Raw genomic sequence first — 13,604 nt, 5'->3', positions numbered from 1 at the left:
GCAGGAAAAACAGTCCGGGCAATTGCCCGGACCAGATTGCGTCAGCGGATAATGAGGTAAAGCTCGTTATTGCCTCGTCTGATTTCCAGCGCCAGCACGGAAGGCTTACTATCGAGGGCTTTGCGCAGCTGCCCAAGATTACCGATAGGCTGGCGGTTGAGACCGATAATGATGTCACCTTCTTTCAGTCCATAGCGGGCCGCCAGTGACTGTGGATCTATTTTGGTGACTTTCACCCCTTTAGTGTTGTCGTCAGCCGTGGTGTTACTGAATTCGGCACCGGCCAGGCTTTCATGCAGGTGATCGGCCTTGAGGTTGCTCATCTCGGCTTCTTGTAAGGTGACGTTGAACTCTTTCTCTTTTCCGTCACGCAGTACGCCTAAGTTGACGTCTTTACCAGCGCCGAGCGTGGCGATTTTGGCGCGTAACTCGCTGAAGGTGCGAATTTCTTTGTCGTTGACTGACACTATGATGTCACCCGCTTTCAGGCCGGCTTTCTCAGCCGCGGAGCCGGGCATGACCTGATTGACGAAGGCACCGTGATTGGTTTCGTAACCAAAGGCTTCAGCCAGTTCTGATGTCAGCTCACCGCCCTGAACGCCCAGCACGCCTCGTTTCACTTTGCCAAATTCCAGAATCTGGCTGGTCAGGTTTTTCACCATATTGGCCGGAATGGCAAAACCAATACCGACGTTACCGCCATTGGGGCCCAGAATCGCGGTATTGATACCGATGAGCTCACCATTAAGGTTGACTAACGCCCCCCCCGAGTTACCGCTGTTAATGGCGGCATCGGTCTGAATAAAGTTTTCGAAATTCTCGATGTTCAGTCCGCTGCGGCCCAGCGCTGAAACAATTCCTGAAGTGACTGTCTGACCCAGCCCGAACGGGTTGCCAATGGCCACGGTGAAATCACCGACGCGCAGTTGATCTGAGTCGGCAACGTTGATGGCTTTCAGGTTTTTGGTGTTGTCCAGGCGCAGCAAGGCAATGTCTGACATGCCGTCACTGCCTATCAGCTCGGCTTTGAGTTCGCGACCGTCATGCAGCTGAACCAGGATTTTATCTGCGCCATCAATGACATGGTGGTTGGTAACTACATAGCCTTTATCTGCATCAATAATGACCCCGGATCCCAAGCCGCGGAATGGACGCTCCTGAACCTGTTCGCTGGGGAAGTCAGGGCCGAAGAAATAGCGGAATGCTTCGGGAACTCTTTGCTTGGCAACATGCTTGCCTTCTACTGCGATACTGACCACAGCAGGAGTCACTTGTTCCAGCATGGGGGCAAGGCTGGGAAGTTGCTGATCATTAACAGCCAAAGGAAGCGCAGCGGAAGCAGTGATTGGGGACATCACTGCGCTAATACTTAACGCCAGCGCAGTCATTACAAGTAAAGGTTTTTTCATCATTACTCAACTCCGGTTTAACAAGTGCTAATTGTGACTTGTAAACCGGAGCAAAGTTCCAATAAATGTCAAATTTGTAACAATTCTTAACTGGCTTTGGCTGCTTCTGCCTGCTTCTGTTCAGCTCGCAACAGGCCGGATGCGCCGTTGGCATAATCCCGAGGCTGATGCGTGTCCAGCTCTGGTGTTTCGGTTTCTGGCTCATCAGCGATAGGAGTGAGTGTGCTGATACGCTGAGAGAAGGGGTTATCCTGTTCCGGCAGATTTGGCATCAGCTCTGCGGAGGTTTTTGCCATGTGCTCGTACAATTTACTGTAATCTTTTGCCAGGTTGTCCAGCAGGTCAGAGCTGCGGGCGAAATGATCAACCAATTCCTGGCGATACTGCTCCAGTTGGTATTTGGTTTTATCGAGCTCTTTTTGTAATTCTTTCTGTTGTTTCAGGTTTTTGTTCCCCAAACGGGCGGCAAAGGCACCGACCAGCGCGCCGGCTGCGAAAATCAAAATCGCGTAGATCCAAGCCATGAAAAACTCCTTGTGACTGTGAGTACAACAGGTTGACCTGTTTTGTTATTTCAAAAGCGTTATGTGCTTATTGGGTGGTTATCTAGTTACTATACATGCACATGAAGTGTCGTGGTACTATCTACGACCAAAGATGGACATATTAGAAGCTGTGAGTCCGGCAAATTTGTCACCGGGTGCACGGCTATCGGTGACTGAGCAGGATGAGGATGACTCCCGAACAACGCTATCAAGAAGATCTGAAAAAACCGGGCTTTTTGCCTGACGCTGCCCAGGCAATGGCAGTTTATCACCTTAATGATCTTTATCATCGCATGCAGGCTCCGCAACCAGAGCCAGTAAAACCTTCTCTGGTGAGCCGGCTGTTCAAGCGCCAGGCCGCTGAACCGGTTAAACCGGTCAAAGGCTTGTACTTCTGGGGAGGCGTCGGGCGTGGCAAAACCTACCTGGTTGACACCTTTTTCGACTGCCTGCCGACTGAACGAAAAATGCGGATGCATTTTCACCGTTTTATGCACCGCGTCCATAAAGAAATGCAGTCGCTTGGCAGCCAGAGCGATCCGCTGGAAAGAGTGGCGGACAGGTTTAAGCAGGACGCAGACATCATCTGCTTTGATGAGTTTTTTGTGTCAGACATTACCGATGCCATGATACTGGGCACCTTGTTCGAGGCCCTGTTCCGCCGCGGTATTACCCTGGTGGCTACCTCGAATATCCCGCCGGATCAACTGTACCGAAATGGCCTGCAGCGTGCGCGTTTCCTGCCTGCTATTGCGTTAATTCAAGAACACTGTGAGGTGGTGAATGTAGATTCGGGTGTCGACTACCGTCTACGGACACTGGAGCAGGCTGAAATATACCACTGGCCGCTCGATGCCAGCGCAGAAGAGAATATGCACCGCTATTTCATGCAGTTGTCCGCTGATCCCCGGCATGAGGGGCAGGACATACTGATCAATGACAGGCCGATTGCCACCCGCCATGAAGCGGAAGGGGTGGTGCATTTTACCTTTGATGCGCTGTGCCACGGGGCGCGCAGTCAGTCAGACTATATGGATATCGCGCATACTTATCACAGCGTTCTTTTGTCTGACGTACCTGTGCTGACCGAAAAAGACGATGACGCTGCCCGCCGTTTTATTGCCATGGTCGATGAGTTTTACGAGCGTCATGTCAAGCTGATCATTTCGGCGGAAGCAGAAATGGACAAGCTGTATCAATCCGGTCGCCTGAACTTTGAATTTAAGCGGTGTTGCTCGCGCCTGATTGAAATGCAGAGCCATGAATATCTGGCCAGGCCGCATCTGGCTTAAAGGGAGCGCTATTTTAGCTGGAAAATTAGCTGAACTTTTTTGGAAAAAAAGATGATTTTTTCCCCATGCTTCCGTATACTCTCGCGACCCACCGTACCTGTGACGGCGTTATGCCGGGAGTGCCAACCACTCGAAGGGGTGATGACTGGGCTCTATATACAGAGAGAGCGCTTTGCGTTCTTGGAAAGTGAAACTATTTAAAATTGGGTAAGAATTAGCATGAAAACTTTCGTTGCTAAACCAGAAACTGTAAAACGTGACTGGTATGTTGTTGACGCTGAAGGTAAAACACTGGGTCGTCTGGCAACTGAAATCGCATCTCGTCTGCGTGGTAAGCACAAGCCTGAGTACACTCCTCACGTTGACACCGGTGACTACATCGTTGTTATCAACGCTGAGAAAGTAGCAGTTACTGGCGCTAAGCGTACTGATAAGATGTATCACCGTCACACTGGCTACATCGGCGGTCTGAAAACTATCAGCTTCGACAAGCTGCTGGAGAAAAAGCCAGAAGCGATCATCGAAATTGCTGTTAAAGGCATGCTTCCTAAAGGTCCTCTAGGCCGTGCTATGTACCGTAAACTGAAAGTTTACGCAGGTAGCGAGCACAACCACGCTGCACAGCAGCCACAAGTTCTAGACATCTAATTGGGGAACATGACAATGGCAGAGAATCAATACTACGGCACTGGCCGCCGCAAAAGCTCAGCTGCTCGCGTTTTCGTAAAACCGGGTACTGGCAACATCGTAATCAACAAGCGCAGCATCGAAGAGTACTTCGGCCGCGAAACAGCTCGCATGGTTGTTCGTCAACCTCTTGAGCTGGTTGATATGACTGAGAAACTGGATCTGTACATCACTGTTAAAGGTGGTGGTATCACTGGTCAGTCTGGTGCGATCCGTCACGGTATCACTCGCGCTCTTATGGAGTACGATGAGACTTTACGTCCTGCTCTGCGTGCCGCTGGCTACGTTACTCGTGACGCACGTCGCGTTGAACGTAAGAAAGTTGGTCTGCGTAAAGCACGTCGTCGTCCACAGTTCTCTAAGCGTTAATTCAACGCACCAGAGATTTCTCTGGTTACTGTGTACATCAAAGCCCAGCCATTGTGCTGGGCTTTTTGCGTTTACTCGCAAAGAGAAATTGCAGAGTGCCGGTGTGCTGTCAGCGTGCAAGTAGTGCTATGGGCACCAGCCAGGCTAGGGGTGATTTATCCTGAACGGGAGCCTTTGTTAAGGCGCTTAATGCTGTTTTGTCGGCGACATTCAGGGATCTTGTCAAAAAAAATTGAATAATTGACACCATAGTTTGCATTTTTTCATCTTGACGACCAAGGAAATTAACCCCACAAATCTCTCACATTTGCGGTGTTTACCTTGTCTTAAAGTGGGGTTTTCTTTATCATTTGCCGCGATAAATAGCAGCATGAAAATTCTTAATCAATAAGCTGTTGAGTCTTTCCGTAGAAAGTTAGCCGTAAGCTCCAGGGACGCAGATGGAAAGAATAATCCTGAGCGGGAGCACATGGGAGAATGTTGGATGAGCAAAGCGCCAGTAAGTAACGGCCGACGCCGCTTCCTGACTGCGACGACCTCGGTTGTTGGAGGCTTAGGTGCAGTCGCTGTCGCCGTACCCTTTATCAAATCCTGGAATCCTAGCGCCAAAGCCAAGGCTGCGGGCGCGCCAGTTGAAGTTGATATCAGTAAATTAGAAGAAGGCCAGATGATCCGCGTAGAGTGGCGAGGCAAACCTGTATGGGTTGTACGCCGTAGCCAGGCTATTTTGGATGAACTGCCGACACACGATGATCGACTGCGTGATCCGCAGGCCACTGAACCTCAGCAGCCTGCTTACGCACAAAACCAATACCGTTCAGTTAAACCTGAAATCTTTCTTGCCGTCGGGATCTGTACCCACCTTGGCTGTTCTCCAACTTACCTGCCAGATAGTTTCAATGAGCAGGTCAGTGGCGTACCAGCAGGCTTTTTCTGTCCTTGTCACGGCTCTAAGTTTGATATGGCTGGTCGGGTTTTCCAAGGGGTGCCAGCACCGCTTAACCTGGTGATACCGCCTCATATGTTCCTGAACGACAACACGATTTTAGTGGGTCAAGATGAGGAGACGGCATAATGGAAGGCTTGCTGGGTTGGATTGAAAAACGTCTGCCAGTGATGAATGCTTATAAAAAGCATATGTCTGAGTACCCGATGCCGAAGAACTTTAACTTCTGGTATCTGTTTGGCTCACTGGCCATGCTGGTCCTGGTTAACCAAATCCTGACAGGGATCTGGCTGACCATGAACTATGTCCCATCAGGTGATGGTGCATTTGCTTCTGTTGAATACATCATGCGTGATGTGGATTACGGCTGGTTGTTGCGTTATATGCACTCCACAGGCGCTTCGGCGTTCTTTGTTGTGGTATACCTGCACATGTTCCGTGGTCTGATTTACGGCTCTTACAAGAAGCCGCGTGAATTGCTGTGGCTGTTCGGCATGCTGATTTTCCTGGTACTGATGGCTGAAGCCTTTATGGGTTACCTGCTGCCGTGGGGTCAGATGTCTTACTGGGGTGCGCAGGTCATCATTTCTCTGTTTGGTGCTATTCCTGTCATCGGTGATGATCTGACGCTGTGGATTCGTGGTGACTACGTGATCTCCGGTGCAACACTGAACCGTTTCTTTGCATTGCACGTTATCGCACTGCCAATTGTCCTGCTGCTGCTGATTGTTCTGCACATTCTGGCGCTGCACGAAGTGGGCTCTAATAACCCGGATGGTATTGAAACCAAACTCCCGAAAGGCGAGAAAGGTGGCAACTCCGAGTCTCGGTTCAAGTTCCACGAGTACTACAGTAATAAGTACGACATCATTGATTCAGTGCCGTTCCATCCTTACGGTACGGTAAAAGATCTTGTTGGTGTGGCTATCTTCGCTTTCTTGTTCAGTTATGTGATTTTCTTTAACCCTGAGATGGGCGGCTATTTCCTTGAGCCACCTAACTTTGAAGCGGCTAACCCGCTGAAGACACCGGAACACATTGCACCTGTATGGTATTTCACGCCTTTCTATGCGATTTTGCGTGCGGTTCCTGACAAACTGCTGGGTGTAATTGCGATGGGCCTGTCAATTGTAATGCTGTTTTTGCTGCCTTGGTTGGATCGCTGCAAAGTGCGTTCTTACCGTTACCGCAGCAAGCTGCACCTGGCTAACATCGCTCAGTTCACTGTCTGCTTCATTGCATTGGGTATTCTGGGTGCGCTTCCAGCCACTGCGGTATACACCTTGATGGCGCAGATCTTCAGTCTCGGTTACTTCATGTTCTTCGTGCTGCTGTATGTCTACAGCAAGAATGAGGCGACGAAACCGCTACCAGAGAGGGTCACATTCAAATGAAAAAGCTGATGGTTATGCTGCTGGCTCTGTTGCCGTCTCTGGCAATGGCTGCGGGTGGTAATGTTCACCTTGATGCGGCAAACAATGATTTGTCGGACGAAGCTTCACTGCAGCGCGGTGCACGTACTTTTGTTAACTATTGTTTTGGTTGTCATGCCACTCAGTATCAGCGTTACCAGCGTGTAGCGGAAGATCTGGATATCCCGGCAGACCTGATGATGGAAAACCTGATCTTTGATGAAAATGCTAAGATCGGCGATCTGATGACCAATGCGATCTCAGAAGATTACGCCGCGACCTCATTTGGTGCCCCGGCGCCGGATTTGACTCTGGTAGCCCGTGTACGTGGTGCTGACTGGTTGTATACCTATCTGCGTTCTTTTTATGCAGATCCAAGCCGTCCGTTTGGTGTGAATAACCTGGTCTTCCCAAGTGTGGGTATGCCACACGTGCTGGAGGAGCTGCAGGGTACACCACGTAAAGTGTTTGAGACACGCACCATTGATGGTCAGGAAGTACAGGAGTTTGTTGGCCTGGAAACTGAAGGTAATGGTGAACTGAACCCTGAAGAATATGACGCAGTGGTTCGTGATTTGGTTAACTTCCTTGAATATTCGGCAGAACCTATGAAGCTGGAACGTCAGCGTCTGGGTCTGTGGGTGATGGGCTTTATCGTTATCTTCTTTGTTCTGGCCTTGCTGCTGAAGAAAGAATATTGGCGCGATGTCCATTGATCGGGTAATCTAGTGCGTTAAGAAACTCGCAATGGGGGCAAGAGCCCCCGTTGCTTTTTGTGTATATGAGTATACTGGAGGGGTTGATGGCTGTAGCTGCCAATAAACGCTCTGTGATGACGCTGTATTCTGATGCTTCGGATATGTATAGCCATCAGGTGCGTATTGTACTTGCAGAAAAAGGTGTAAGTGTTGAGATCGAGCTGGTTGAGCCAGACAACCTTCCTGAGGATCTGCTTGACCTGAATCCATACAATTCTGTTCCAACTCTGGTGGATCGTGAACTGGCTCTGTATCAGGCCGGCATTATTATGGAATACCTGGATGAGCGTTTTCCTCACCCACCTCTGATGCCTGTGTATCCGGTTGCTCGTGGTAATAGCCGCCTGATGATGTATCGCATTGAGCGTAACTGGTATTCATTGGCGGAAAAAGTGCAGAAAGGCACAGCTGATGAAGCGGAAAAAGCGCGTAAACAACTGCGTGAAGAGCTGCTGGCTCTGTCACCGGTATTCGCTGAGTTCCCTTACTTCATGAGCGAAGAGTTCAGCCTGGTCGACTGTTACCTGGCTCCATTACTGTGGCGTTTACCTTCAATGGGTATTGAGCTTAACGGTGCTGGTTCGAAAGAAGTAAAGGCTTACATGACGCGCGTTTTCGAACGTGATTCATTCCTTGCATCACTAACAGAAGCTGAGCGCGAAATGCGTCTGGCTGGTCAGTGATGGAGATGGCCGAGATGACCCCGCGCCGACCCTATTTGGTGCGGGCTTTCTATGACTGGCTTGTGGATAATAATCTGACTCCACATCTGGTCGTTGATGCAACACTGCCTGATGTGCAGGTTCCGCAAGAATTTGTCAGCAACGGACAAATTGTGCTGAACCTTGCGCCACGTGCTGTGGGTAACCTTGAACTGGGAAATGATGCTGTTCGCTTCAGTGCCCGCTTTGGTGGACGTCCACATGCCGTGTCAGTGCCTCTTGCGGCTGTTTTGGCACTTTATGCACGGGAAAATGGAGCAGGCACTATGTTTGAACCAGAACCCGGCTATGAATTGGCAAACGGTGAACAAGAGGGGATTTTTGACGCAGCAGATGCTGTCGGCGATGAAGAGCATTTATCACCGGTCAGCCTGACTGATGCTGTCGAAGAGTTTGCCTCAGAGGAAGAACCACCTCGTCCACGCGGTCGTCCAAGCCTCACAGTGGTGAAGTAATCCACTTTGACGGACATAAAAAAACGCAGTGTTTCTTTCGAAGCACTGCGTTTTTCTTTATCTGATGTTTCCTGAATACTGATGAAGTGGCTCAGTCCGTGTATTCAAACGCTTTGATCACGTGTTTAACCCCTTCCACATTGCGTGCGACATCCGCAGCAATATTGCCTTGCTCTCTGGTTACAAAGCCGAGCAGGTAAACCCGCTGGTTTTCCGTTGCCACCTGTACCGCTGAATCACGCAACTTTTTACTGGCGATCAGCTGTGCTTTCACTTTGGTGGTTAACCAACTGTCCAGACCGACATCTGATAGTGTAGGGAGCGGACCAATCTGAAGCTGGTTATAGACTTCTTTCACGCTAGCCAGTTCTTGTACAGCGCCAGCTAATTGCCCGGCAGTCGTTTGATCCACTGCCTGGCCAACCAACAAAACCCGGCCTTCGGTCGATATCGCATTGACCCTGACTTTACCCAGATAAGGTGGCTTGTTGACTAAACCACCAACTTGCATGGCAATATGTTGATCTTGCCATTGTTGCTGCCCGCTGCGGGGATCGGTTTGCAGTATCGTACCGCAACCCTGCATCGACAAAGACAGAATCAAGATGAGAAGCAAGCGTTGCATGATCACCCTTCGTGTTGCGGGAAAAGAATCTGATCAATCAGATCACACAGGCAATGTACCGTCAGCAGATGGCCTTCCTGAATGCGGGCGGTTCGCTGCGACGGAATTCTGATCTCGACATCCTGCACACCCAGCAGCCCGGCCATTACGCCGCCGTCTTTACCCGTCATGGCTATGATGTTCATGTCGCGGGTCAGGGCGGCTTCCATTGCTTTGATGATGTTTTTGCTGTTTCCGCTGGTAGAGAACACCAGCAGTATGTCACCCGGCTGACCCAGGGCGCGAATCTGCTTGGAGAAAATTTCGTCCTGATGATAGTCATTTGCGACAGCCGTCAGGGTGGTGGTGTCTGCGGTGAGTGCGAGTGCCGGCAGACTGGGACGTTCGGTTTCAAAGCGGTTAATCAGGCAGGAAGCGAAATGCTGGGCATTAGAGGCGGACCCCCCGTTACCACAACATAGGATCTTGTTGCCGTTTAGCAGGCTTTGCACCATCACCTGGGCAGAGCGGGAAATGGCATCAGGCAATGCTTCAGCCGCTGCAATTTGTGTCTGGATGCTTTCGGTAAAGTTTTCTTTAATGCTCTCTAGCATGTTTTACTCTTCAACTAAAGTGTTGGTCAGCCACGAGATTGCGTGGTCAGTCCCTTCTATGGTGACAACATCGAAACGCAGCAGGCTGTGTTCGGTGGAAATGCCTTTTGAATGCAGCCAGTACAGTGCGGCACGCTTGAGGCGTTGCAGCTTGCGCCAATTGACGGCCTCAGCCGCAGAACCGAAACGGTTATGGGCACGGTACTTTACCTCGACAAATACCCAGCAATCACCGTCTTTCATGATGAGATCAAGCTCACCACCCCGGCAGTGAACATTGCGGGCAATGGCAGATAGCCCCTGGCGTTGCAGATACTGCTCGGCCAGCGACTCGTAATGGTACCCCTGACGGCGCTTATTGAACAGGTGCAATGCCATTGGGTGTGAATACCGCCCAGTCTAACTGACGCTGAACAACACAATGATCATCTATGCTCAGCTGGCCGGTTTTACCTTGGGTGCTGTAATGCTCAACCACTTTCATCTGAGGCAGCTCAGTGATCATCCGGTACGCATCCATCCCAAAAGCATGAAGCCGGATGGCACTGTTCTTTTGCCCCGGCCACAGCTGTTCAAATTGCTCTGTGAAGGACTGATCCGGCGCTGCGAGCAGAGGGATATCACTAAATTCAATCCCGGACAGTTCGCTGACGTTGGCGTTGTTGTCCGGGTTAGTCCGTGAACTGGCATACAGTTTTGGCGGAGTGACATCTGGATTGATCGCCACTTCGATAAATGGCTTGAGCAGGGTCACTTCATTCCGGTTGGCAATCAGGTACACCGCATCGGTATCGCGACGGCTGCGGGCCTGGGTTTCCAGTGACATACCCAGTACCTGCTCCATTTGCTGGCTGCGGGTCCGGCTGTCGGTTAAGCCAAACACTGCCGCCATCTGGTTCTGAATTTCACGACTGGAGCCAAAGGTCTGACGTTCTGCTTTAGTACCGGTCAGCGTTTCCCATTTCGTCATGAACGCCTGGCTGACCCGTCGGCCAAAGTCATTGGCCGGTGCCATGACCATGGGGCTACGGTGACCTTTGGCATATAAATGCTGCGCGGCTTGCTCGGCTTCCTGCTCGGGAGATAAGGAGAAATAGCAAGTATTGGGTTGGCTTAGATCCAGGTTCTGCGGCTCATTAAGCGCCAGCTCTGTGATATTACCGCCTTCGGTGGACTGGAATTCGGTGATTTTTTCTTTCTGAAGCGGGCCAATCACCAGCTGAATGCCGTCTTGCTGAAGTTTGTTGACAATACTGAACATAGGTTCGGATTCAGTATCGTAAATCGACAGTTCGGTATTCGGGTTACGCTCGGTATCTTCCAGCATGGCATTGAGGAAGCCATCGCGAACGGCTTTGCCCTGACTTTCAAACTTGCCTGACAAAGGCAGCAGGAGTGCGACTTTTTCCAGCTCTATCATTTCCAGACTCATGATAGCCTGCAGTTCTTTCGGCAGGTAGCTGTTGGCCGGGTGCTCTGGATGGTTTTGCAGCCATTGCTCGACCTCGGATTTCAGCCTGACAGGGCGCTGAGCTGAGGTGTTTTTAATCATACTGAGTTCCACCCAGCCTTGCAGTACGGTTTCATCGGCACTGATGCTGGCGGCTTTAAGCTGGTGGTTATTATACTGAGACAAGTCTTGCCACAGATTCTGCCAGTTGACCTCTCTCTCACTGCTGTTGAGATACTGTGACAGTGAGGTGCGCTCTCTGGCGGCGGCAAAGTGTTGTTCCGTCTGCGTTAACAGCTCGGCACGCAGCAGGTGATAGCGTCGGTACTGACTGTCGGCCAGGGTCCACCAGGGCAGGAAGTTAAGCGTTTCCAGCGCGGTTTTGGGCTGACCTTGCTGGTAGCGCAGGGTTGCACGCGCTAGCTGCCATTCAGCCATTTGCACCGGAGACAGGTTCATGCCAGCCAGTTTATTGGCTTGCTGATCCGCCTGCGGCCAGCGGCCCTCTTTGATCAGTGCTTTAAGAGCCAGTATATGCCAGTCAATGCTAGCTGCACCTTCAGACGACTCTGCTTTGAGCAGGTAGCTGGCAGCGGAGTCAGAAGCAGGCGCCGTGATATCCGCAGAGTAAGACGTTGTCTGAGTGCCTGGCGCTGAACAGCCGGCCAGAATCACGGCAAGGGCTACAGGGGCCAGAATACGTGTTACACTTTTGCGCTTATGGGTAAAATTAAGCATTGAATTCATTCAACTGTGACAAATTACTCTCTATATTAATTGCAGATGAGACCATAGACAAATGAGTGAGACCAATTCGTGCTCGGTGGATGTCGCAACTTTGTACATCGTTCCGACCCCGATCGGCAATTTAGCAGACATTACCCACCGCGCGCTGGATGTTCTGGCCAATGTGGATTTAATTGCTGCTGAGGACACACGCCATACCTCACGCCTGCTGTCCCACTTTGCCATCTCTACCCGCACCTTTGCCCTGCATGATCATAATGAACAGCAGAAAGCGGATGTGCTGATTGAAAAATTGCGTCAGGGCAGCAGTATCGCACTGGTCTCTGATGCCGGTACACCTCTCATCAGCGATCCAGGATACCACCTGGTGACTCGCTGTCGTCAGGCGGGTGTTAAAGTTGTGCCACTGCCGGGGGCGTGTGCTGTGATCACCGCGCTGAGTGCCTCGGGCCTGCCGTCGGACCGCTTCAGTTTTGAAGGCTTTCTGCCTGCCAAAAGCAAAGGGCGGCAGGATACCTTCCGTCTGCTGATTGAAGATCCGCGTACCCTGATATTTTATGAATCACCGCATCGTATTCTCGACTCGCTGGCGGACATGCAGGCCGTACTGGGCCCTGATCGCCACGTGGTGCTGGCACGCGAGCTGACCAAAACCTTTGAAACCATTCATGGCGCACCGTTAGGTGAGCTGATCCCCTGGCTGGGTGAGGACAGCAATCGTATCCGGGGGGAAATGGTGCTCTTGGTAGCAGGGCACAGGGCCGATAAAGATGCCTTGCCTGCTGAAGCGCTGCGAACGGTAAAGATTCTGGTTGCTGAGTTGCCGTTGAAAAAGGCCGCGGCCATGGCAGCAGAGATTCACGGTGTTAAGAAAAATGCGCTCTATAAATGGGGCCTGGACAATCTGGAATAAGCACAGAGCCGTTCAGCGCTGGCCGTTTTCTCGCCAGAGAAAGTAAGAAGTCTAACTTTCTCTGGTAACTCGGCCGGGAGTTTTATACAATCCGCCGCCTGAGTTGACCAGGTAACCGCTGCTTCGTTGATGTCCTTTGGGAGACTGACGAGGGGGAGGAAAGTCCGGGCTCCACAGGACAGGGTGCCAGATAACGTCTGGGGGGCGTGAGCCTACGACCAGTGCAGCAGAGAGCAAACCGCCGATGACTCGCTTGCGAGAACAGGTAAGGGTGAAAGGGTGCGGTAAGAGCGCACCGCGCGACTGGCAACAGTTCGTGGCACGGTAAACTCCACCCGGAGCAAGACCAAATAGGTCCCTAATGGCGTGGTCCGCGCTGGGGACGGGTAGGTTGCTTGAGCCTGCGAGCGATTTCAGGCCTAGAGGAATGGTTACCACCGCGCAAGCGGTACAGAACCCGGCTTATCGGTTAACTCACTTATTTTGGAAAGGTGGTGTTCGCAACATATGCGGGCATCACCTTTTATCGTTTCAGGGCCTGGGAACCAGAAAGTACGGCTGCATCAATTGTTTGTCAGAATCGCAGTATCTGTCTTGACAACTTTTTTGCTGCCTTCGTACACTTCGTGTTGGTTTTTTGTGGGAAAAAATGACGATTTTGTGGCAAAAATTGCAATTTCC

General features: G+C 51.1%; 15 protein-coding genes and 1 other RNA gene. 10 read left to right on the top strand and 6 right to left on the bottom strand.

Features of this window, described 5'->3' with window-relative positions:
• Positions 1 to 41: 41 nt before the first annotated feature.
• A complete protein-coding gene (locus tag KCG43_RS08500; RefSeq protein WP_303457607.1) occupies positions 42 to 1,412 on the bottom strand; it encodes a Do family serine endopeptidase in 1,371 nt (456 codons plus the stop codon).
• A gap of 83 nt (positions 1,413 to 1,495) precedes the next feature.
• A complete protein-coding gene (gene zapG / locus KCG43_RS08495; protein ID WP_192015835.1) occupies positions 1,496 to 1,933 on the bottom strand; it encodes a Z-ring associated protein ZapG in 438 nt (145 codons plus the stop codon).
• 209 nt (positions 1,934 to 2,142) lie between these two features.
• Here zapG and zapE point away from each other — a divergent pair, with 209 nt between their 5' ends.
• The 8 genes from zapE (at position 2,143) to sspB (ending at position 8,595) form a co-directional block, all read left to right on the top strand.
• Positions 2,143 to 3,246 (top strand): cell division protein ZapE, encoded by a 1,104-nt coding sequence (gene zapE / locus KCG43_RS08490; RefSeq protein WP_218384345.1) that lies wholly within the window; start codon positions 2,143 to 2,145, stop codon positions 3,244 to 3,246.
• A gap of 219 nt (positions 3,247 to 3,465) precedes the next feature.
• On the top strand, positions 3,466 to 3,894 hold the full coding sequence (gene rplM / locus KCG43_RS08485; protein WP_027253695.1) for a 50S ribosomal protein L13: 429 nt from the start codon (positions 3,466 to 3,468) through the stop codon (positions 3,892 to 3,894).
• Between the two features lie 15 nt (positions 3,895 to 3,909).
• Entirely contained in the window at positions 3,910 to 4,302 is a 393-nt protein-coding gene (gene rpsI, locus KCG43_RS08480; protein WP_027253694.1) for a 30S ribosomal protein S9, read from the top strand.
• Positions 4,303 to 4,786: 484 nt separating this feature from the next.
• Positions 4,787 to 5,377 (top strand): ubiquinol-cytochrome c reductase iron-sulfur subunit, encoded by a 591-nt coding sequence (gene petA / locus KCG43_RS08475; protein WP_120513397.1) that lies wholly within the window; start codon positions 4,787 to 4,789, stop codon positions 5,375 to 5,377.
• A complete protein-coding gene (locus tag KCG43_RS08470; protein WP_218384343.1) occupies positions 5,377 to 6,642 on the top strand; it encodes a cytochrome bc complex cytochrome b subunit in 1,266 nt (421 codons plus the stop codon). Before petA ends, KCG43_RS08470 begins: the two co-directional genes overlap by 1 nt.
• Complete coding sequence (locus KCG43_RS08465) at positions 6,639 to 7,376, top strand: cytochrome c1 (protein ID WP_192015832.1); 738 nt, start codon at positions 6,639 to 6,641, stop codon at positions 7,374 to 7,376. Before KCG43_RS08470 ends, KCG43_RS08465 begins: the two co-directional genes overlap by 4 nt.
• 86 nt (positions 7,377 to 7,462) lie before the next feature.
• A complete protein-coding gene (sspA, locus tag KCG43_RS08460; protein ID WP_192015831.1) occupies positions 7,463 to 8,101 on the top strand; it encodes a stringent starvation protein SspA in 639 nt (212 codons plus the stop codon).
• Positions 8,101 to 8,595, top strand: coding sequence for a ClpXP protease specificity-enhancing factor (sspB, locus tag KCG43_RS08455; protein WP_192015907.1), 495 nt, complete (start codon positions 8,101 to 8,103; stop codon positions 8,593 to 8,595). The genes sspA and sspB overlap by 1 nt, the downstream gene beginning before the upstream one ends.
• A 91-nt stretch (positions 8,596 to 8,686) precedes the next feature.
• Here the strand turns inward: sspB and KCG43_RS08450 are convergent, their stop codons facing one another.
• Genes KCG43_RS08450 through KCG43_RS08435 form a run of 4 tightly spaced genes read right to left on the bottom strand, consistent with a single transcriptional unit; the run spans position 8,687 to position 12,001 of the window.
• The gene (locus KCG43_RS08450) at positions 8,687 to 9,220 is read right to left on the bottom strand and encodes a BON domain-containing protein (RefSeq protein WP_237794624.1); all 534 of its coding nucleotides are present in this window, start codon (positions 9,218 to 9,220) and stop codon (positions 8,687 to 8,689) included.
• A 2-nt stretch (positions 9,221 to 9,222) separates the two neighbouring features.
• Complete coding sequence (locus KCG43_RS08445; protein WP_027253687.1) at positions 9,223 to 9,813, bottom strand: phosphoheptose isomerase; 591 nt, start codon at positions 9,811 to 9,813, stop codon at positions 9,223 to 9,225.
• A gap of 3 nt (positions 9,814 to 9,816) precedes the next feature.
• The gene (locus KCG43_RS08440) at positions 9,817 to 10,191 is read right to left on the bottom strand and encodes a YraN family protein (protein ID WP_192015829.1); all 375 of its coding nucleotides are present in this window, start codon (positions 10,189 to 10,191) and stop codon (positions 9,817 to 9,819) included.
• Positions 10,169 to 12,001, bottom strand: a complete 1,833-nt coding sequence (locus tag KCG43_RS08435; RefSeq protein ID WP_218384339.1) for a penicillin-binding protein activator — start codon at positions 11,999 to 12,001, stop codon at positions 10,169 to 10,171. Before KCG43_RS08435 ends, KCG43_RS08440 begins: the two co-directional genes overlap by 23 nt.
• A 61-nt stretch (positions 12,002 to 12,062) precedes the next feature.
• On the opposite strand from KCG43_RS08435, the gene rsmI reads away from it, so the two are divergent.
• Both rsmI and rnpB read left to right on the top strand, forming a co-directional pair.
• A complete protein-coding gene (gene rsmI / locus KCG43_RS08430) occupies positions 12,063 to 12,923 on the top strand; it encodes a 16S rRNA (cytidine(1402)-2'-O)-methyltransferase (protein WP_192015827.1) in 861 nt (286 codons plus the stop codon).
• 99 nt (positions 12,924 to 13,022) lie between these two features.
• An RNA gene (gene rnpB / locus KCG43_RS08425) (RNase P RNA component class A) lies at positions 13,023 to 13,404 on the top strand.
• The last annotated feature ends 200 nt before the right edge of the window (positions 13,405 to 13,604 follow it).

The sequence above is a fragment of the Photobacterium sp. WH24 genome (genome assembly GCF_019204055.1).
Classification (GTDB): domain Bacteria; phylum Pseudomonadota; class Gammaproteobacteria; order Enterobacterales; family Vibrionaceae; genus Photobacterium; species Photobacterium arenosum.
This window is presented reverse-complemented; position numbering and strand designations above follow the sequence as displayed.